Here is a 19,549-nt window from a genome sequence, read left to right on the forward strand (position 1 = left end):
CCCCTGCCCCCCGCCTCGCCTCCCGCTTCCGGGCCCGCGTCGGCGCCTACGTCGGCCTCACCAAGCCGCGCATCATCGAGCTGCTGCTCATCACGACGGTGCCGGCGATGATGCTGGCCGACCGCGGCTGGCCGTCGCTGTCGCTGCTGTTCTGGACGCTGCTGGGCGGCACCCTCGCCGCCGGCGCGGCCAACGTCTTCAACTGCTACTTCGACCGCGACATCGACCGGTTGATGCAGCGCACCCAGAAGCGGCCGCTGGTGACCGGCGAGGTCACCCCGCGGGCGGCCCTCGTCTTCGGCTGCGTGCTCACCGTCAGCTCCATCGCGCTGCTGCTGGCGACGACGACCCCGCTGGCGGCGGTGCTCGCGGCGGTGGCGATCTTCTACTACGCCGTCCTGTACACGATGGTGTTCAAGCGGCACACCCGCCGCAGCACGGAGTGGGGCGGCGTGCCCGGGGCGGCGCCGGTGCTGATCGGCTGGGCCGCGGTCACCGGGTCGCTGGACTGGCCGGCGGTCGTGGTCTTCGGGATCGTGTTCTGCTGGCAGATGCCGCACTTCTGGGCGCTCGCCCTGCGGTTCAAGGACGACTACGCCCGCGCCGACGTCCCGATGCTGCCCGTGGTCACCACCGCGCTGTCGGTCGGCCGGCAGTCCGTGGCCTGGGCGTGGGCCACCGTCGCCGTCTCCCTGCTGCTGTGGCCGGTGGCCTCCGGCTACGGCATCGGGCTCGGCTACGCGATCCCCGCGGCGCTGCTGGGTGCCTGGTTCGTCGTCGAGTCACACCGGCTGCTGGCCCGCATCAAGCGCGGGGGCGAGATGAAGCCGATGCAGCTGTTCCACGTCTCGATCTCGTACCTGTCGCTGCTGTCGGTCGCGATCGTCGTCGACGCCATCGTCTGACCCCACCGGGCAGCAGCTGGGCGCCGAGATCGAGCGGCGCCCGTGCCTGCATTGGCGCGTGGCGCTCGTGGAGCTGGTGGGCCTCCTCGCCGACGCTGCCAGGGCGAACCGGAGATCCGGGGTGCTCCAGGTGCTGCGCGGGCCGGGCATGCCCCCGTTCACCCAGCAGCGGGCGGTCGCGGTCGGCGGTCGGAGCCACCTGCTGGATGCCGCCTACGACGACGTCCTGCTCCCCGTCGAGATGGACGGCGCGGCGTGGCACGGCTCGCGGGAGCAGCGCGAGCGGGACATCCGCCGAGACGTCGCCCTGCCGGCCACCGAGGGCTGGCAGAGGCTGCGCTCCAGCTACCGCCGGCTGAGCGCTGAGCCCGAGGAGTGCCGTCGGGAGAACCGCTCGGTCCATGCGGCCCGGCGCATCCCCCGCGACGACGGGCGCTGACTCCGGGTTCTCGCGACCCGTTCCCGGCGTGGGCGCGCACGCGGGGTTCGAGCGCGCCGATCCCGGCGTGGGCGCGCACGCCCGGCGCGGGACCGGTGCACCCGCCCGGCCGCGCGACGGCGGCTCAGCGGGCGGCGACCGCCGGCTCGGCGGGTGCGGTGAGCGGACGCTCGGACACCGGCCCGCGGACCGACCACACCAGGCGGGCGGTGTAGGCGGTGATGAGCACGGCGCCCAGCATGTGCAGGAGCACCAGCAGGATCGGCAGGCCGGTGAAGTACTGCACGTAGCCCACGACGCCCTGCGCCAGCTGCACGACGAGCAGGTCGCGGGCGGCCCGGCGCACCCGGCCGGGGGAGTCGGTCGCGTAGAGCGCCACCAGCAGGGCGACGGTGAGCCCGAGGAGCAGGAAGACGGCGTCGGCGTGCAGGTGGCTGACCAGCTCGGGGTCCAGGCCGGTGCGCCCGGCCTCGGGGTCGCCGCTGTGCGGCCCGCTGCCGGTGACCACGGTCCCCATGACGAGCACCAGCGCGGTGACGGCGGCGATCGCGCCGACCAGCAGGCGGAACGGACGGCCCAGCAGCGGCTCGCCGACGCCCGGTTCCCGCGACCGGAGCCAGAGCACGGTGGTCAGCGCGACGAGGCCCATGGAGACGAGGAAGTGCGCGGCGACGGTCCACGGGTTGAGGCCCGTCAGGACGGTGATGCCGCCGACGACGCCCTGCGCGGGGATGCCGAGGAACGCCGCCACGGCCAGGGGGCGCAGGTCGCGGCGCGGTGAGCGCACCACCACGACGACGAGCGAGACGGCCAGGACGGCGAGGACGAAGGTGAGCAGCCGGTTGCCGAACTCGACCACACCGTGGATGCCCATCTCCGGCGTGGTGACGAAGCTCTCGTCGGTGCACCGGGGCCAGGTCGGGCAGCCGAGGCCGGAACCGGTGAGGCGGACGACGCCCCCGGTCAGGACGATCGCCCCGTTGGCCAGCAGGTTGGCGAACGCGACCCGCGAGATGGTCGTGGACGAGAAGGAGGCGGGCAGCACCGGCACGTCCCGATGCTAGGCCGTCGCCGGCGACCGGCAGGGGACGTCGGCCCAGCGGCTCCGCCGGATGAGCGGCCGGCCGCCGGGGGGCGAGGGCCGAGGGTGACCCGCGGGAGCTCCCCACCGGCTGTCCCGGCTGGTCACGAGGGGCTGGGGCCGCGGTGGCGTGAAGCTGATCACGAAGACCGCCCGTCGGCGCCGTTCTTAGGTCGACCTTGCTTGCGAGGCCCCCGAAATAGGACACACTCGTGTTGTGGAAATTCTCGCGGCGAAGCTCCGGCCGTCGGCGTCCGCCGACGACGGGCGCACCCGCGACCGCGTGAGCGGGCTGCTGCTGGAGCACGGGCCGCAGACGGCGACCGAGCTCGCGGGCCGCCTCGGCATCTCCCCGGCGGCCGTGCGGCGCCACCTCGACGCGCTGGTCGCCACCGGCCGCGTCGAGGAGCGGCAGGTGCGCGACGCCCACCGCGGCCGGGGGCGCCCCGCCCGGCGCTTCCACCTGACCGACGCCGGCCGGTCGGCCTTCCCGCACGCGTACGACGACCTGGCCCTGACCGCACTGCGCTACGTGGCGGCGGCCGGGGGCCCCGACGCGGTCCGCGCCGTGGCCGAGCAGCAGCTCGCCGGCCTGGAGGCGCGTGCCTCCAGCGCGGTCGAGGCGGCCACGACCGGCAGCCCCGGCGCCCCGGCCGACCGGGCCCAAGCGCTCGCCGCCGCCCTCACCGCCGAGGGCTACGCTGCCACCGCCTCGGCGCTGTCCGGCGGTGGGCAGCTCTGCCAGCACCACTGCCCGGTGGCGCACGTCGCGGCGGAGTTCCCGCAGCTCTGCGAGGCCGAGACGGCGGTGATCGGCCGGCTGGTCGGCACGCACGTCCAGCGGCTGGCCACGATCGCCCACGGCGACGGGGTGTGCACCACGCACATCCCCGGCCCGGTGCGCGCCGGGCAGGCCCTCGATCACACGCGGACGGGGAACAGATCGGCCCCCGGACGCCCTGTACCAGGTGAGCGTGCAGCGCCCGACCGCGCGCGCACCCGCACGACCGAGTCCACCAGCATCGCCCCCACGAACGACCGGGAGAGGACGCCCGCATGACCAGCACCCAGCAGCCGGCCACGGCCACGCCGCTGACGCAGGACGAGCAGATCGAGCAGCTCGGCCGCTACGAGTACGGCTGGGCCGACGCCGACGTCGCCGGCGCCTCCGCCAAGCGCGGTCTGTCCGAGGAGGTCGTCCGCGACATCTCGGCCCGCAAGAGCGAGCCCGAGTGGATGCTCGAGCGCCGTCTCAAGGCCCTCAAGCTGTTCGACCGGAAGCCCATGCCCGACTGGGGCTCGGACCTCTCCGGCATCGACTTCCAGAACATCAAGTACTTCGTCCGCTCCACCGAGAAGCAGGCGACGTCCTGGGAGGAGCTGCCCGAGGACATCAAGAACACCTACGACAAGCTGGGCATCCCCGAGGCGGAGAAGCAGCGGCTGGTCGCGGGTGTCGCCGCGCAGTACGAGTCCGAGGTCGTGTACCACCAGATCCGCGAGGACCTGGAGGAGCAGGGCGTGCTGTTCCTGGACACCGACACGGCGCTCAAGGAGCACCCGGACCTGTTCCGCGAGTACTTCGGCTCGGTCATCCCCTCCGGTGACAACAAGTTCGCCGCGCTCAACACCGCCGTGTGGTCGGGCGGCTCCTTCATCTACGTGCCGCCGGGCGTGCACGTCGAGATCCCGCTGCAGGCCTACTTCCGGATCAACACCGAGAACATGGGCCAGTTCGAGCGGACGCTGATCATCGTCGACGAGGGCGCCTACGTGCACTACGTCGAGGGCTGCACCGCGCCGATCTACAAGTCGGACTCGCTGCACTCCGCGGTCGTCGAGATCATCGTCAAGAAGAACGCGCGCTGCCGGTACACGACCATCCAGAACTGGTCGAACAACGTCTACAACCTGGTCACCAAGCGGGCCGTGGCCCACGAGGGCGCGACCATGGAGTGGGTCGACGGCAACCTCGGCTCCAAGGTGACGATGAAGTACCCGGCCGTCTGGATGACCGGTGAGCACGCCAAGGGCGAGGTCCTCTCGATCGCCTTCGCGGGCGAGGGTCAGCACCAGGACGCCGGCGCCAAGATGGTGCACGCCGCGCCGCACACCTCCTCGACGATCGTGTCGAAGTCGGTGGCCCGCGGCGGTGGCCGCACCTCCTACCGCGGCCTCGTGCAGGTCGACGAGGGCGCCTACGGCTCGAAGTCCACGGTGAAGTGCGACGCGCTGCTGGTGGACACCATCAGCCGGTCGGACACCTACCCCTACGTCGACGTCCGCGAGGACGACGTCGCCATGGGTCACGAGGCCACCGTCTCGCGGGTCAGCGACGACCAGCTCTTCTACCTGATGAGCCGCGGCCTCTCCGAGGACGAGGCCATGGCGATGGTGGTGCGCGGGTTCGTCGAGCCGATCGCCCGCGAGCTGCCCATGGAGTACGCCCTCGAGCTCAACCGGCTCATCGAGCTGCAGATGGAAGGTGCCGTCGGCTGATGCCCGACCAGAACGCCCCCACCACCACCGGGCTGACCACCGAGTCGGCCACCCTCGCCGGCGAGCTGTTCGGCGACGGCGTCGGGACGCAGGCCGGTCCGCCGGCCGTCCCGGCGGCCGGCACCGGCACGGCCGGCCAGGCCGCGCCGGGCGCGCACTCGCACGGCGGGTCCACGCCGACCGGCTCCCCGGCCGAGCGGTTCACCTCGACGGACCCCGACGCCTTCGGCGTGCCCACCGGGCGCGAGGAGACGTGGCGCTTCACCCCGATGAAGCGGATCAGGCCGCTGCTGGACGGCGCCCCGTCGGACGCCCACCTGACCTGGACCACCGACCTGCCCGAGGGCGTCGAGCTGACCAGCGTCGAGGCCGGCGACCCGCTGCTGAAGGGGCTGCCCGAGCCGGTCGACCGGCTGGCCGCCCTGGCCCGCCAGCGCTGCGGCGGCGCCGCCGTCGTCCGCGTGGCCAAGGAGGCCCAGCCGGACCGCCCGGTCACGCTCGGCCTGGCCGGCACCGGCTCCGACGACGTCGTCTGGGGTCACCTGGTGATCGAGGTCGGCGCCTTCGCCCAGGCGACGATCGTGCTCGACCACAGCGGCCTGGCGAAGTACGCGGGCGGCGTCTCCGTCCTCGTCGGCGACGGCGCCCAGGTGAAGCTGGTGTCGGTCCAGGACTGGGCGCCCGGTGCCGTGCACGGCGGGCAGTACGACGCCGTCGTCGGCCGGGACGCCACCTTCACCCAGGTCGTGGTGACCCTCGGTGGTGACCTCGTCCGCCTGGTCAGCAACGTGCAGTACGCCGGCCCCGGCGGCACCGCGGAGCTGTTCGGCGTCTACTTCTCCGACGAGACCCAGCACCAGGAGCACCGCCTGTGGGTCGACCACGCGGTGCCCAACTGCACCAGCAACGTGCTCTACAAGGGCGCGCTGCAGGGTGAGGGTGCCCGCACGGTCTGGATCGGCGACGTCCGCATCCGGCCCGCGGCCACCGGCACCGAGACCTACGAGCTCAACCGCAACCTGGTGCTCACCGACGGCGCCCGCGCCGACTCGGTGCCGAACCTGGAGATCGAGACCGGCGAGATCGTCGGTGCCGGGCACGCCAGCGCCACCGGCCGGTTCGACGACGAGCAGCTGTTCTACCTCTGCTCACGCGGCATCGACGCCGAGACCGCGCGCCGCCTGGTCGTCCGCGGCTTCTTCGCCGACGTGGTCCAGCGGATCGGCCTGGACGCGCTGCAGGACCGGCTCATGGCCTCGATCGACGAGCGCCTCGGCGCCCTGCCCGCCCTGGACGATCAGCCGGTCGAGGTGGCCTGACCATGGCCTTCGAACGCGTCTGCGCCCTCTCCGACGTCAAGGAGACGGGGGCACTGCGGGTCGAGCTGGCCGACATCGACATCGCCGTCGTCCGGTTCGAGGGCGAGGTCTACGCGCTCGAGGACCGCTGCTCGCACGCCGACGTGCCGCTCACCGACGGCGACGTCGAGACCTTCGACGGCGCCCCGACGATCGAGTGCTTCCTGCACGGGTCGTGCTTCGACCTGCGCACGGGCGAGCCCACCAACCTGCCGGCCACCGAGCCGGTGCCTGTCTACCCGGTCCGCGTGGAGGGGGAGGACGTGTACGTCGACACGGAAGCAGATGCTGCGGCCGACGACCGTCGTCCCCCGGCGGCCGCCAACTGAGGAGCGAGAAGAAGTGTCCGTTCTGGAGATCCGCGACCTGCACGTCAGCGTCGGCGAGGGTGACGACGCCAAGGAGATCCTCCGCGGCGTCGACCTGACCGTCCGCTCCGGCGAGACGCACGCGATCATGGGCCCCAACGGCTCGGGGAAGTCGACCCTGGCCTACTCGATCGCCGGCCACCCGAAGTACACGATCACCGGGGGCAGCGTCACGCTCGACGGCGAGGACGTCCTCGAGATGAGCGTCGACGAGCGGGCCCGCGCCGGCCTGTTCCTCGCCATGCAGTACCCGGTCGAGGTGCCCGGCGTCTCGGTGTCGAACTTCCTGCGCACCGCCGCCACCGCCATCAAGGGCGAGGCGCCCAAGCTGCGCACCTGGGTCAAGGACGTCAAGACCGAGATGTCCGGTCTGGAGATGGACCCGGCGTTCGCCGAGCGCAACGTCAACGAGGGCTTCTCCGGCGGTGAGAAGAAGCGCCACGAGATCCTGCAGATGCGCCTGCTCAAGCCGGCCATCGCGATCCTGGACGAGACCGACTCGGGCCTCGACGTCGACGCGCTGCGGGTCGTCTCCGAGGGCGTCAACAAGAGCCGCGAGGACAGTGATGTCGGCGTCCTGCTGATCACGCACTACACGCGCATCCTGAAGTACATCAAGCCCGACTTCGTGCACGTCTTCGTCGCCGGCAAGGTGGTCGACGAGGGTGGCCCGGAGCTCGCCGCCAAGCTCGAGGACGAGGGCTACGCCGCCTACGTCAAGGGCGCCCCGGAGGTCGCATCCGCATGACCCAGACCGCCTCGCGTCCCGGAGCCGGGGCGCAGCAGGTGCCCCTGCCCCTGGACGTCGAGGCGATCCGGGCGGACTTCCCGATCCTGTCCCGCACGGTGCGGGACGGGAAGCGGCTGGTCTACCTCGACTCCGGGGCCACCTCGCAGAAGCCGCGCCAGGTGCTCGACGCCGAGCGCTGGTTCTACGAGAACGTCAACGCCGCGCCGCACCGGGGGGCCCACCAGCTCGCCGAGGAGGCGACCGGGGCCTACGAGGAGGCCCGGGCGAAGATCGGTGCCTTCATCGGCGCCCCCGAGAACGAGATCGTGTTCACCCGGAACACCACCGAGGCGATCAACCTGGTCGCCTACGCGCTCTCCAACGCCGCGACGGCGAAGGAGCCGGAGTTCCGGGCCCACGCCGTCGGCCAGGGCGACGAGATCGTCGTCACCGAGATGGAGCACCACGCCAACCTCATCCCGTGGCAGCAGCTGTGCGAGCGCACCGGGGCGACCCTGCGCTGGCTCGGGCTGACCGACGACGGCCGGCTGGACCTCTCGGACCTGGCGACGGTGGTCAACGAGCGCACCAGGCTCGTCGCCGTGACCCAGCAGTCGAACATCCTGGGCACGATCAACCCGATCGAGAAGATCGTGGCGCGGGCCCGCGAGGTCGGTGCCCTGGTCCTGGTGGACGGTGCCCAGTCGGTGCCGCACCAGCCGATCGACGTGACCGCCCTGGGCGCGGACTTCCTGGTGTTTTCCGGGCACAAGATGCTCGGGCCCACCGGCGTCGGCGTGCTGTGGGGCCGCTACGAGGTGCTGGACGCGCTGCCCCCGTTCCTCACCGGCGGCTCCATGATCGAGGTCGTGCGGATGGAGGGTTCCACCTTCATGCCGCCGCCGCAGCGCTTCGAGGCCGGCGTCCCGATGACCGCCCAGGTGGTCGGGCTCGGCGCGGCCGTCGACTACCTGAACGCCCTCGGGATGGACAAGGTCGAGGCCCACGAGCGGGCGCTCACCGGGTACGCGCTGGAGAAGCTCGCCGGGATCCCCGGCGTCACGGTGATCGGCCCGCCGGACACCGTCGCCCGCGGGGGAGCGGTCTCCTTCACCGTGGAGGGCATCCACCCGCACGACGTCGGGCAGGTGCTCGACGACCTCGGCATCGCCGTCCGCGTCGGGCACCACTGCGCGTGGCCGGTCGTGCGGCGCTACGGCGTGCCGGCAACCACCCGGGCGACGTTCTACGTGCACACGGGGTACGACGACGTCGACGCGCTGGCCGACGGAATTCGCGCGGCCCAGAAGTTCTTCGGAACGGTGTGAGGTCGATCCGCTGATGCAGCTCGAGTCGATGTACCAGGAGATCATCCTGGACCACTACAAGAACCCCCACGGACGCGGTCTGCGCGACCCGTTCGACGCCGAGGTCCACCACGTCAACCCGACGTGCGGTGACGAGGTGACCCTGCGGGTGAAGCTCGACGGGGACACCGTCGCCGACGTGTCCTACGAGGGCATGGGGTGCTCGATCAGCCAGGCGTCGGTCTCGGCGATGTACGACCTGGTGGTCGGCAAGCCGGTGACGCAGGCGCTGGAGACCGGCGAGCACTTCATGACCCTCATGCAGGCCAAGGGCGACCCCGCCGTCGCCGAGAAGCTCGAGGACGAGCTGGAGGACGCCGTCGCGTTCGCCGGCGTCTCGAAGTACCCGGCGCGCATCAAGTGCGCGCTGATGAGCTGGATGGCCCTCAAGGACGCGTCCGCCCGAGCCCTCTCCACCGCCCCCCAGACCGGAGGCAGCAACTGATGAGCGAGACCACCGAGAACGCGACCCCCGCCACCGACGGCGCCCCCGGCGACCTGCCGGCCTACAAGTCGGCGCTCATCGAGGACGTCGAGGAGGCGATGCGCGACGTCGTCGACCCCGAGCTCGGGGTGAACGTCGTCGACCTGGGCCTGGTCTACGGCCTGGACGTCGACGAGAACAACGTCGCGATCATCGACATGACGCTGACCAGCGCGGCGTGCCCGCTGACCGACGTCATCGAGGACCAGGCCCGCCAGGCGCTCACCGGCGGCCCCGGCCCCGGGCTGGTCGACGACATCCGGATCAACTGGGTCTGGATGCCGCCGTGGGGCCCGGACAAGATCACCGACGACGGTCGCGAGCAGCTGCGCGCCCTGGGCTTCCGGGTGTGAGTCCTCGCCGCTGATCGATGACCTCGCCGGGGTCTGCGCCCGGCCGGGCTCGGGCGACCACCCGCCCGCCGACGCCAGCGTCACCGTGCTGCCCGCGCCCTATGGGGCGCGGGCAGTCGTCGTCGGTGGGACCGCCTGGCACCCTCGGCCCCCGAGTCGGCCGCCGTGCCGGCCCTGGTGCCACTGAGGGCCCGGGGTGGCCGGGCAGCACGGAGCGGTGTCCCCGGCTCCGCCGTTCCGGCGCCCGCAGTGCCCGCCCCGGGGACATCGCCGTCGCCGGGGGGCGCTCACCTCAGGTCGTCCAGGCGGGCGGCGAAGCCGTCGACCGGGACGCGCTCGCGCAGCACCCCCACGAAGAGGAGCACGGCACCCACCGCCAGTGCGGCGGCCACCGGCCACGGCAGCGCGCGCACCGCGACCGCCAGCGCCAGGACCAGCGCCGATCCCGCCCCGACCAGGATCGGCGCGCGGACGCCGACCCGGCTCCCCGCCACCATCGCGACCCCGGCGGCGGTGAGCACCAGCACGGCGCGCGGTTCGTCGGGGGAGAGGGCGGCCAGCGCGGTCGAGGGGACGGCCGCCACCAGCAGCCCCGGGCCCCACGACGGCCAGGACGGCTCGCGCTCCAGCGCCCGCCCCGCCGCCAGCCACAGCCCGCCGGCGGCCGGGAGGGTCCAGGCCTCCACCGTGCCGGTGCCCGCGAGCGCGGCCCCGATCCAGCAGGCGAGCACGACCTGCGCCGCACCCGCCCGCCAGGCGGCGGTGGCGTCGGTCGCGGTGCCCGGACCCGACGTCCGGCCGGTCCACCAGGCCCAGGCCAGCGTCGCCGTGCCCTGCACCGCCAGGTGGGCCAGCACCTGCGGCCGTTCACCCCGGGTGACGAGGAGCAGGACGGCGAGCGCGGCGACGACCGCGGCGGAGACGACGGTGGCCCGCCGCGAATCGCGGTCCAGCGCCGCCGCGGCGCCGAGCGCCAGCAGGTACAGCGTGGTCAGCAGGACGGCGGCGACGGCGGGGGAGGCCCAGCCGTCGGGGAGCCCGAGCAGCGCGGCCCCGGCCAGGCAGCCCACCGCCGTCGGCGCGGCCACGGGACGGTCCTTCGGGCGCAACGCGGCCACCCACACCGTCGGCGCCGCGGTCAGGAGGAGCAGCAGCGCCAGCGCCGACCAGTGCGTGCCCGCGACCAGGCGCAGCACCGACAGGGCGGCCAGCAGCACCCCGCCGGTCAGGGCCGCCGGGAGCAGGAACCCGCGGCGCCACCCGTCGAGCACGCCGGCCGCCACGGCCGCGGCCAGGACGCCGGTGAACCCGGCTACGGCGACGGCGACCGGGCCCCCGGCCGACGCCGCCCCGGCGACCGCGGCCCCGGTGAGGGCGCCGGAGGCGACGGGGACCAGCCGCGGGGGGCCGAGCAGCACGTCCAGCGGTGCCCGCAGCCGGGCCAGCAGCAGCCCGCCGGCGGCGCCCGCGACGAGCGCGGCCGCCGACCACCGCCCGGCCGCCGCGTCGGTCCAGGATTCCTGCAGGCCGGCCAGCACGCCGGTGGCGAACCAGGGGGCGGTCGTCAGCAGCACCAGCCGGGCGACCAGGGGGCGGGCGAACAGCGCGACCACCAGCCCGGCCAGCGCGACGCCCAGCAGGAACTCGGTCCGCACCGGCGCGGCGACGCCGTCCACCAGCCGCAGGACGGCGAGCTGCAGCCCGGCCCAGGCCGCGAGCGGCCAGGCGGCCGTCGCGGGGCAGGTCCGGTGCAGCAGGACGAAGGCGCCGGCCAGCACCAGCGGCAGCAGCGGCTCGCCGGTGCGCGCGGCGCCGACGTCACCGGCGGCCAGCGCGAGGCCCGCGGAGGTGGCCGCGAAGGTCTCCGCCGAGCTCCCCAGCCGCGCCCGGTCGGCCCGCACCGAGGCGGCCGCGGCGACGGCCGCGAGCGCCAGGAGCCCGCCCCCGACCAGCGGCCCGCCCTGGAGGGAGGCTAGCGCCGCGGCGCCGCTGACCAGCAGCACCGCCCCCACGGCGAGCAGCACCTGCGGTGGGCGGGCCGCGTACGGGAACGGCGGCACCGGCGTCGGCGTTCCCGGCCGGGTCGTCCGCAGCTCCGGGGTCACCGCAGCACCCTGCCCGCGCCGTTGCCGCCCGAATCACCGCGAATCCGCTCGGATGCGGGCGCTCGAGCGCCTACCCTGGGTTCAGTGATCACGACGACCGGCCTGGAGCTGCGCGCCGGCGCCCGCATCCTCATCAGCGAGGCCAGCCTGCGGGTGCAGCCCGGTGACCGCATCGGGCTCGTCGGGCGCAACGGCGCCGGCAAGACCACCACGCTCACCACCCTGGCCGGCGAGCGCCTGCCGCACGCCGGCAAGGTGGAGGTCTCCGGCGAGATCGGCTACCTGCCGCAGGACCCGCGCAGCGGTGACCTCGACATCACCGCCAGCGACCGGGTGCTCTCCGGCCGCGGGCTGGACGTGCTCAAGTCGCAGCTGGTCAAGGCGCAGGTGGCCATGGCCGAGCCCGCCGACGACGACGAGCGCGACCGGGCCGTCCGCCGCTACGGCCGGCTGGAGGACCAGTTCGCCGCGCTCGGCGGGTACGCCGCGGAGAGCGACGCCGCCCGGATCTGCACCAACCTGGGCCTGCCCGACCGGGTGCTCGCCCAGCCGCTGCGCACCCTGTCCGGCGGTCAGCGGCGCCGGGTGGAGCTCGCGCGCATCCTCTTCTCCGACGCCGAGACGCTGCTGCTCGACGAGCCGACCAACCACCTCGACGGTGACTCGATCACGTGGCTCAAGGGCTTCCTGGGCAGCCACAAGAGCGGGCTGATCGTCATCAGCCACGACGTCGAGCTGCTGGACGCCGTCGTCAACAAGGTGTGGCACCTGGACGCCAACCGGGCCACGGTCGACGTCTACAACCTCGGCTGGAAGCCCTACCTGGCCCAGCGGGAGACCGACGAGCGGCGCCGCAAGCAGGAGCGCGCGAACACCGAGCGCAAGATCGACACCCTCACCGCGCAGGCGGACAAGATGCGCGCCAAGGCGACCAAGGCCAAGGCCGCCAAGAGCATGGACAAGCGGGCCGAGCGGCTGGCCGCCGGTCTGGCCGACGTGCGGGTGCAGGACAAGGTCGCCAAGCTCCGCTTCCCGACGCCGGCCGCGTGCGGGAAGACGCCGCTCACCGCCGAGGGGCTGTCCAAGAGCTACGGGTCGCTGGAGATCTTCACCGACGTCGACCTCGCCGTGGACCGCGGCGCCCGCGTCGTCGTCCTGGGCCTGAACGGGGCCGGGAAGACGACGCTGCTGCGGATGCTCGCGGGCACCGAGTCGCCGGACACCGGGGAGGTGAAGCCCGGGCACGGGTTGCGCGTGGGCTACTACGCGCAGGAGCACGAGACGCTCGACATGGACCGCACGCTGCTGGAGAACATGCGCTCGTCGGCGCCCGACAGCACCGACACCGAGCTGCGCCGCATCCTGGGCGCCTTCCTCTTCTCCGGTGAGACGGTCGACCAGCGCACCGGCACGCTCTCCGGTGGTGAGCGCACGCGCCTGGCGATGGCGACGCTCGTCGTCTCCGGCGCCAACGTGCTGCTGCTGGACGAGCCGACCAACAACCTGGACCCGGCCAGCCGCGAGCAGGTGCTCGAGGCGCTGCGCACCTACGCCGGGGCGATCGTCCTGGTCACCCACGACGAGGGCGCCGTCCGGGCGCTGGACCCCGACAAGGTCATCCTGCTGCCCGACGGCACCGAGGACGCCTGGAGCGAGGACCTGGCCGACCTGGTCGAGCTGGCCTGACCACCGCGGCCGCCGGTGCGGCACCATGGCACCGGCGAGTCCGCGGTCCGGGGAGGAGCGGCCGGTGGCCAGCTGGGACGACGTCCGCCGGGTCGCGTCCGCCCTGCCCGGGGTGGTCGAGGAGGACAACGGGCACAGCCGCTCCTGGCGGGTCGGGGGCAAGGCGTTCGCCTGGGAGCGGGTGCTCCGGCGCGGTGAACGGGCGCTGCTGGCCGACCGCGCGCCGGACGGGCCGGCTCTCGGCCTGCGCACCGCGGACGCCGACGTCGTCGACGTCCTGGTCAGGACGCGGCCGGACGTCTTCTTCACCGTGGCCGGGTACGGCGTGCACCCCATGGTGCTCGCCGACGTCGCCGCCGCCTCGCCCGACGACCTCGAGGAGGCGATCACCGAGGCGTGGGAGTGCCGGGCGCCGCGCCGCCTGCGCGAGCGGCTGGAGGGCTGACCCGCTCGCGTCGCGCAGGTCCCCCGTCTGGGTGATCATGGGTCGGAGGGAGCCGTGGTCGACCGGACGGCGGCACCAGGACGGACAAACCAGACGACGGGCCGTCGCACGCCGGCACCTCCGTGCCGGTGGGCCGGTGGCCGACACGGAGGGGAGCCATGGCCGACCAGAGCACTGCGGACCTCGGCAAGGGCAAGCGGATCACCGGCGGTGACCGGTCGACGCTCGCCGACGAGCTGCGCAAGCGGTACGACGAGGGCGAGAGCATCCGGTCCCTGGCCACCTCGACGAACCGGTCGTACGGCTTCGTGCACCGGCTGCTGTCGGAGTCCGGGGCCTCGCTGCGCAGCCGCGGCGGGGCCAACCGGAACAGCAAGAAGGCGTGAGCGCAGACCCCACCGGTTCCCCTCCGCCCGGCTGGGTGCGGACGAGCCGCGACGGCGCCGTCTTCACCGTCACCCTCGACCGGGCGGACCAGCTCAACGCGCAGACGCCGGACACCTGGGTGGCCCTGGCGGACGTCGGGGCGTCGCTGGACGAGGAGGTGCGCGTCGTCGTCCTGCGCGGCTCGGGCCGGTCCTTCTCGGCAGGCCTGGACCGCAGCATGTTCGACACCGGCTCCCGCACCGGTGGCGGGTTGGGCGAGCTCGTCCGGCTGCCGGTCGAGGAGGCGCAGGAGCGGATCCGGGGCTACCAGGCCGGCTTCCGCTGGCTGCGCTCGCCGGGGGTCGTCTCGATCGCCGCGGTGCAGGGCCACGCCATCGGCGCCGGTGCGCAGCTGGCGCTGGCCTGCGACCTCCGGGTGCTCAGCGACGACGCGCAGCTGCGGCTGCCGGAGGTGACGCTCGGCCTCGTCCCGGACCTGACCGGCACGAGCACGCTGGTGGAGCTGGTCGGCTACGCGCGGGCGCTGGAGCTGTGCCTGACCGGTCGCGCCGTCGGCGCCGCCGAGGCGCAGGCCATCGGCCTGGCGACCGCGGTCGTGCCGCGGGCGGAGCTGGACGACGCCGTCGCCGACCTGACCGGCGCGCTCCTGGCGCCGCCGGTGGGCGCCAGCCGGGCGACCGCGGCGCTGGTGCGCTCCGCCGTCGGCAACGACGCCCCGGCCCAGGACGCCGCCGAACGGGCTGCCCAGGTGCAGCGGCTGCACGATCTCGTCAGCGGACGCTGAGAGACTCCCAGGAACAAGCGCGGTCCCGCCCCGGTTGCAGCAGCCGCCGGGGCGCGGCCGGCGGGACGAGGGAGGTGGCGTGGACGTGAACCAGTCCATGACCTCCATGGCCGCCATGCGGTCGTTCAGGCGCGACCCGTCGGTGACCGCCCGCCGGCTCCCACCGGGCACCGTCCGGCGCATCATCGGCATCGCCCGGCCCTACCGCCGGGAGCTCGCCTTCTTCCTGGCGCTGGTGATCGGCTCGTCGGTCATCGGCGTCATCACCCCGCTCCTGGCCGGCGACATCGTCAACCGGATCGCCGGGCTGGAGGGCACCGCGGGCGACATCGTGCAGATCGCACTGGTCATCGCCGGCCTGGCCGTCGTCGACGCCGGGATCTCCCTGGGCACGCGGTGGTACTCCGCACGCATCGGCGAGGGCGTCATCTACGACCTGCGCAGCCAGGTCTTCGAGCACGTCCAGCGGATGCCGGTGGCGTTCTTCACGCGCACGCAGACCGGCGCGCTGGTCAGCCGGCTCAACAACGACGTCGTGGGCGCGCAGCAGGCGTTCACCTCGACGCTGTCCGGGGTGGTCAGCAACGTCATCGGGCTGGTGCTCACCGCGGGCGTCATGCTCACGCTGTCCTGGCAGATCACGCTGCTGTCGCTGGTGCTCGTGCCGCTGTTCGTGCTGCCCGCCCGCCGCATCGGCCGCCGGCTGCAGGAGATCACGCGGGAGTCCTACACGCTCAACGCGTCCATGAACGCCACGATGACCGAGCGGTTCAACGTCGCCGGCGCACTCCTGGTGAAGCTGTTCGGCCGGCCGGCGGCCGAGGCGGAGTCCTTCCGCGGCCGGGCCGCCCGCGTCCGCGACATCGGCGTCCTCTCGGCCATGTACGGCCGCACCTTCTTCACCGCCCTCACCCTGGTGGCGGCGCTGGCGACGGCGCTGGTGTACGGCCTGGGCGGGTGGCTGGCCTTCACCGGTGAGCTCAGCCCCGGCGACGTCGTGGCCCTCGCGCTCCTCCTGTCCCGGCTCTACGGCCCGCTCACCGCGCTGTCCAACATCCGCGTGGACGTCATGAGCGCGATGGTCAGCTTCGACCGCGTCTTCGAGGTGCTGGACCTCCCGCCGATGATCCGCGAGGCGCCCGACGCCGTGCCGGTGCCGGCCCACGACCGGTCGATCGAGTTCGACCACGTCTCCTTCAGCTACCCGTCCGGGGCGGACGTCTCGCTGCCGTCGCTGGAGGAGGTGTCGCTGCCCGAGCACGGTGGTCCGGTCGACGTCCTGCACGACGTCTCCTTCCGGGTGGAGCCCGGTCACCTGGTCGCGCTGGTCGGGCACTCGGGGGCGGGGAAGACGACGATCGCCCACCTGGTGCCCCGGTTGTACGACGCGACCGGCGGGACGGTGCGCGTCGGTGGCGTCGACGTGCGGCAGGCGACGCTGGCCTCGCTGCGCGACGCGGTCGGCGTCGTCAGCCAGGACGCGCACCTGTTCCACGACACCATCGGGGCCAACCTGCGCTATGCCCGCCCCGAGGCCACCGACGAGCAGTTGTGGGAGGCGCTCGGCGGGGCGCGCATCGCCGAGCTCGTGCGGTCGCTGCCCGAGGGCCTGGAGACGGTCGTCGGCGACCGCGGCTACCGGCTCTCGGGCGGGGAGAAGCAGCGGCTGGCCATCGCCCGGGTGCTGCTCAAGGCGCCGGGCATCGTGATCCTCGACGAGGCGACGGCGCACCTCGACAGCGAGTCCGAGGCCGCCGTGCAGCACGCGCTCGACACCGCGCTGGCCGGGCGCACCTCCCTGGTGATCGCGCACCGGCTCTCCACCATCCGCAGCGCCGACCGGATCCTGGTCGTCGACGAGGGCCGGATCCTCGAGGCGGGGACGCACGAGGAACTGCTGGCGCGCGGAGGCCGCTACGCCGACCTGCACCGCACCCAGTTCGCGCAGGAGGAGCGCCGTTCCGCCGTCGTCGGGTGACCGCAACGATGGCGTTCCGCACACGGTCGCGCACGCACCGTGGGGGGCGCTCGGGAACGGGGAGAAGGCGCCGGTGCGGTGCGCGGAGAACTCCGGCGAGCATCGGACGAGTTGGTCACCGGGACCACTAGCGTCACACCTGTCCCAGGCGGCCGCAGCCGGGACACGTGGCCGGGCTGGCGCGGCCACGCAGGACCGCAGCACGCGTCGGGACGCACCGGCGACCGCCAGCGAGGAGGAGACGTGACCGCAGCCCACCCGCAGGACGCCCAGATCCAGGCGCTCTACGCCGAGTTCATCGACGGCTGGAACCGGCGCAGCGGTGCGGCCGTGGCCGCCGGATTCGCCGACGACGGCGACATCATCGGGTTCGACGGCAGCCACCACCGCGGCCGGCTGTCCATCGCGGCGGACCTGCGCCAGGTGTTCTCGTCGCACCAGACGCCGGCCTACGTGGCCGTGGTCCGCTCCGTCCGCCCCGTCGGCGAGGGCGTCGCGATGCTGACCGCGCACGCCGGCATGATCCCGGCCGGCGCCGGTGATCTCGACCCCGCGCTGAACGCCGTGCACACGATGATCGCCGTGGACGAGGGGCGCGGCCGCTGGCGCATCTCGCTGTTCCAGGTCACCCCCGCAGCGTGGCACCAGCACCCCGAGGCGCGCGAGGCCCTCACCGAGGAGCTGCGCGGGCTGCTCATCCCGCAGTGAGCCGGGCTCAGCCGACCGTGGCGTCCACCCGGACGTCGTCGAGCTGCTCGACCTGCACCCGTGCACCCGTCCGGCCGAGGTCGGCGATCACCCCACCCGCGACGGACAGGGCGACCTCCATCTCGGCCGGGGGGCCGACGGCCCGGAACTCGTAGGGGGAGCTCAGCAGCTCGCCGTCGATGCGGAGCGCGCCGGGGGAGCCGGTGACGGCGCTGGATGCGACGACCCGCACGCCGTCGACCTGCAGGGCCTCCGCGCCGGCGCCGCGCAGCTCCTGGACGGCGCCGAGGACCACGCTGGCGGGGACCGCGCCGTCGGGGTCCTGCACGGTCATCCGCAGCCCGGGGCCGCTGGCCGGGAGGGCGCCGGCGAGGATGCCGATGGCCTCCGCCCGGGACCGCGCCTCCTCGAGCGCGCTGCCGGACTCCTCCGACCCGTTGCCCAGATCCTCGAGCGTCTGCCGGGTGCGGCTGATCTCCTCGCGCAGGGTCTCCTCGCGGGCGTTGAGCTCGTCGAGGAGCACCACCAGGTCGGCCTCGCTGCGCACGTCCTCCTCGGCCGGCTCGGCGGTGCTGCGGATCTGCACGACGAGCGCGAACCCGAGGGCCACGGTCAACGCTGCGGTGGCCGCGACGGCCACCGGCCTGCTCCACGACCGGAACGACCCTGACCCTCCAGTGGAGGTCGAGGCTGCGTCGACGGGCGGGTCGCCGTCTCCGGGCGTCGGGTGCTCGGCCCGGGGGCCCTGGTCGGGCGGGGGACGGCCGTCGGCAGCGGCCGGCTGCCCGGGCTCCGAGGCGTTCCCCCTGTCGACGTCCATCGGTCCCCACAGTAGGACAGCGCCCCCGCCCGGCGGTGCCGGCCGGCCGGTCGCCCCCCGCTGTGGCCGCCCGGTCGTTCCAGTCACTGCACCGAGGTGGTCGCGGGTCAGCCGCCCGGCCGATGGGGGGTCCCCGCCCCCGCGGCGGCACGCTGCTCGGCGGAGTGGGTGCGCAGCGCGTGCAGCACCGCCCGGTTCACCACCCAGTAGAGCGCGTAGAGGAACAGGCCCACGAGGGCGAGGTAGGTGGCCAGGCCGATCAGCGACATCACCGCCGGGCCGCTATCGGCCGGGCCGCTCGGCGCCGAGCACGGCGTCGTAACGGTCGAGCAGCACGGCGGCGATCCGCTCGTCGGGGAGCAGCGGCGCGGTGACGACGTCGGCCCCGGCACCGGCGAGCTTGTCGTGGAAGTGCCCCGGGGCGAGCAGGTACGACGCGACCACCACGCGGCGGGCGCCCCGCTCGCGCGCGGTTGCGACGGCATCGGGCACCGGCGGCTGCGCGGCCGAGCCGTACCCCGTGGTCACCGGACCGGCCCACGAGTGCTGCAGCAGCGCGGCCGTCCGGTCGACGTCGGCCACCGACCGGGCGTCGCTGGACCCGGCGGCGGCCAGCACGACGGCGGTGGAGGGGTCGGCCGGGTCGGCCCCGGCCTCCACCAGCCGGGCGTGCAGCACCTCGGCCAGCCGGGGATCGGGCCCCAGCGGCCGGGCGGCGACGACCGAGTCGTGCGCGGCGACGGCCCCGGCGATGTCGACGTGCACGTGGTACCCGCCGGAGAGCAGCAGCGGGACGACGACGGCGGGGCGCCCCTCGGCGGCCAGGCCGCCGACGACGTCGACGACGGTCGGCGGCTGGACGTCGACGAAGGCGGCGGTGGTGACCAGCCCCGGCCGCAGCGCCCGGGCGGCGAGCGCGAGTTCGGCGATCAGCCGGCGGCCGGTCGGGTTGCGGGTGCCGTGCGCGCAGGCGACCAGGACGGGGGCCGGGGGAGCGGTCACCGGGCGCGGGTGTCGTCGAAGGGCTGCATGGCTCCGGTCAGGTGGTCGGT

Annotated in this window: 21 protein-coding genes; 16 read left to right on the forward strand and 5 right to left on the reverse strand. The window is 74.0% G+C overall.

Features of this window, described 5'->3' with window-relative positions; all coding sequences use genetic code 11:
- Together E9565_RS13960 and E9565_RS13965 are read left to right on the forward strand one after the other, a co-directional pair.
- On the forward strand, nucleotides 1–905 hold a 905-nt coding region (locus E9565_RS13960; RefSeq protein ID WP_236835521.1), incomplete at its 5' end, for a heme o synthase.
- 58 nt (nucleotides 906–963) lie between these two features.
- Nucleotides 964–1,344, forward strand: a complete 381-nt coding sequence (locus E9565_RS13965; protein WP_236835523.1) for a hypothetical protein — start codon at nucleotides 964–966, stop codon at nucleotides 1,342–1,344.
- Between the two features lie 124 nt (nucleotides 1,345–1,468).
- On the opposite strand, the gene E9565_RS13970 is transcribed toward E9565_RS13965, so the two are convergent.
- The gene (locus E9565_RS13970; RefSeq protein WP_236835525.1) at nucleotides 1,469–2,395 is read right to left on the reverse strand and encodes a heme A synthase; all 927 of its coding nucleotides are present in this window, start codon (nucleotides 2,393–2,395) and stop codon (nucleotides 1,469–1,471) included.
- A 247-nt stretch (nucleotides 2,396–2,642) separates the two neighbouring features.
- On the opposite strand from E9565_RS13970, the gene E9565_RS13975 reads away from it, so the two are divergent.
- The 8 genes from E9565_RS13975 to E9565_RS14010 are packed head-to-tail and all read left to right on the forward strand — an operon-like array spanning nucleotide 2,643 to nucleotide 9,584.
- A complete protein-coding gene (locus tag E9565_RS13975) occupies nucleotides 2,643–3,485 on the forward strand; it encodes a helix-turn-helix domain-containing protein (RefSeq protein ID WP_236835527.1) in 843 nt (280 codons plus the stop codon).
- A complete protein-coding gene (gene sufB / locus E9565_RS13980) occupies nucleotides 3,482–4,924 on the forward strand; it encodes a Fe-S cluster assembly protein SufB (protein ID WP_236826713.1) in 1,443 nt (480 codons plus the stop codon). Before E9565_RS13975 ends, sufB begins: the two co-directional genes overlap by 4 nt.
- Complete coding sequence (gene sufD / locus E9565_RS13985; RefSeq protein ID WP_236826714.1) at nucleotides 4,924–6,243, forward strand: Fe-S cluster assembly protein SufD; 1,320 nt, start codon at nucleotides 4,924–4,926, stop codon at nucleotides 6,241–6,243. Before sufB ends, sufD begins: the two co-directional genes overlap by 1 nt.
- A gap of 2 nt (nucleotides 6,244–6,245) precedes the next feature.
- The gene (locus E9565_RS13990) at nucleotides 6,246–6,611 is read left to right on the forward strand and encodes a non-heme iron oxygenase ferredoxin subunit (RefSeq protein ID WP_236826715.1); all 366 of its coding nucleotides are present in this window, start codon (nucleotides 6,246–6,248) and stop codon (nucleotides 6,609–6,611) included.
- Between the two features lie 13 nt (nucleotides 6,612–6,624).
- Nucleotides 6,625–7,398 (forward strand): Fe-S cluster assembly ATPase SufC, encoded by a 774-nt coding sequence (gene sufC / locus E9565_RS13995; protein ID WP_236826716.1) that lies wholly within the window; start codon nucleotides 6,625–6,627, stop codon nucleotides 7,396–7,398.
- The gene (locus tag E9565_RS14000) at nucleotides 7,395–8,708 is read left to right on the forward strand and encodes a cysteine desulfurase (protein ID WP_236835529.1); all 1,314 of its coding nucleotides are present in this window, start codon (nucleotides 7,395–7,397) and stop codon (nucleotides 8,706–8,708) included. The genes sufC and E9565_RS14000 overlap by 4 nt, the downstream gene beginning before the upstream one ends.
- 13 nt (nucleotides 8,709–8,721) lie before the next feature.
- Complete coding sequence (gene sufU / locus E9565_RS14005; protein ID WP_236826718.1) at nucleotides 8,722–9,192, forward strand: Fe-S cluster assembly sulfur transfer protein SufU; 471 nt, start codon at nucleotides 8,722–8,724, stop codon at nucleotides 9,190–9,192.
- Nucleotides 9,192–9,584 (forward strand): metal-sulfur cluster assembly factor, encoded by a 393-nt coding sequence (locus tag E9565_RS14010; RefSeq protein ID WP_236826719.1) that lies wholly within the window; start codon nucleotides 9,192–9,194, stop codon nucleotides 9,582–9,584. Before sufU ends, E9565_RS14010 begins: the two co-directional genes overlap by 1 nt.
- A 287-nt stretch (nucleotides 9,585–9,871) precedes the next feature.
- Here E9565_RS14010 and E9565_RS14015 read toward each other — a convergent pair whose 3' ends face one another.
- A complete protein-coding gene (locus tag E9565_RS14015; protein ID WP_236835531.1) occupies nucleotides 9,872–11,689 on the reverse strand; it encodes an SCO7613 C-terminal domain-containing membrane protein in 1,818 nt (605 codons plus the stop codon).
- Nucleotides 11,690–11,773: 84 nt separating this feature from the next.
- On the opposite strand from E9565_RS14015, the gene E9565_RS14020 reads away from it, so the two are divergent.
- The 6 genes from E9565_RS14020 to E9565_RS14045 all read left to right on the forward strand — a co-directional run bounded on the left by E9565_RS14020 (nucleotide 11,774) and on the right by E9565_RS14045 (nucleotide 17,677).
- Nucleotides 11,774–13,375, forward strand: coding sequence for an ABC-F family ATP-binding cassette domain-containing protein (locus E9565_RS14020; protein WP_236835533.1), 1,602 nt, complete (start codon nucleotides 11,774–11,776; stop codon nucleotides 13,373–13,375).
- A gap of 64 nt (nucleotides 13,376–13,439) precedes the next feature.
- A complete protein-coding gene (locus tag E9565_RS14025) occupies nucleotides 13,440–13,820 on the forward strand; it encodes an MmcQ/YjbR family DNA-binding protein (RefSeq protein ID WP_236826722.1) in 381 nt (126 codons plus the stop codon).
- A gap of 158 nt (nucleotides 13,821–13,978) precedes the next feature.
- Nucleotides 13,979–14,206 (forward strand): helix-turn-helix domain-containing protein, encoded by a 228-nt coding sequence (locus E9565_RS14030; protein ID WP_236826723.1) that lies wholly within the window; start codon nucleotides 13,979–13,981, stop codon nucleotides 14,204–14,206.
- Complete coding sequence (locus tag E9565_RS14035) at nucleotides 14,203–14,991, forward strand: enoyl-CoA hydratase/isomerase family protein (protein ID WP_236835536.1); 789 nt, start codon at nucleotides 14,203–14,205, stop codon at nucleotides 14,989–14,991. The genes E9565_RS14030 and E9565_RS14035 overlap by 4 nt, the downstream gene beginning before the upstream one ends.
- Before the next feature lie 79 nt (nucleotides 14,992–15,070).
- Nucleotides 15,071–16,969 (forward strand): ABC transporter ATP-binding protein, encoded by a 1,899-nt coding sequence (locus E9565_RS14040; RefSeq protein ID WP_236835537.1) that lies wholly within the window; start codon nucleotides 15,071–15,073, stop codon nucleotides 16,967–16,969.
- A 243-nt stretch (nucleotides 16,970–17,212) separates the two neighbouring features.
- Nucleotides 17,213–17,677, forward strand: a complete 465-nt coding sequence (locus E9565_RS14045) for an SgcJ/EcaC family oxidoreductase (protein WP_236826726.1) — start codon at nucleotides 17,213–17,215, stop codon at nucleotides 17,675–17,677.
- Nucleotides 17,678–17,684: 7 nt separating this feature from the next.
- Here E9565_RS14045 and E9565_RS22980 read toward each other — a convergent pair whose 3' ends face one another.
- The 3 genes from E9565_RS22980 to E9565_RS14060 form a co-directional block, all read right to left on the reverse strand.
- On the reverse strand, nucleotides 17,685–18,317 hold the full coding sequence (locus tag E9565_RS22980; RefSeq protein WP_236826727.1) for a DUF881 domain-containing protein: 633 nt from the start codon (nucleotides 18,315–18,317) through the stop codon (nucleotides 17,685–17,687).
- 287 nt (nucleotides 18,318–18,604) lie between these two features.
- Nucleotides 18,605–18,769 carry a hypothetical protein gene (locus tag E9565_RS14055; protein WP_236826728.1) on the reverse strand — a complete coding sequence of 55 codons (165 nt, stop codon included), beginning with the start codon at nucleotides 18,767–18,769 and terminating at the stop codon, nucleotides 18,605–18,607.
- A gap of 10 nt (nucleotides 18,770–18,779) precedes the next feature.
- Nucleotides 18,780–19,499 carry a sirohydrochlorin chelatase gene (locus tag E9565_RS14060; protein WP_236826729.1) on the reverse strand — a complete coding sequence of 240 codons (720 nt, stop codon included), beginning with the start codon at nucleotides 19,497–19,499 and terminating at the stop codon, nucleotides 18,780–18,782.
- Nucleotides 19,500–19,549: the final 50 nt, after the last annotated feature.

Origin of the sequence: Blastococcus sp. KM273129 (genome assembly GCF_021698995.1) — a bacterium.
In the GTDB taxonomy this organism is placed as follows: Bacteria; Actinomycetota; Actinomycetes; order Mycobacteriales; family Geodermatophilaceae; genus Blastococcus.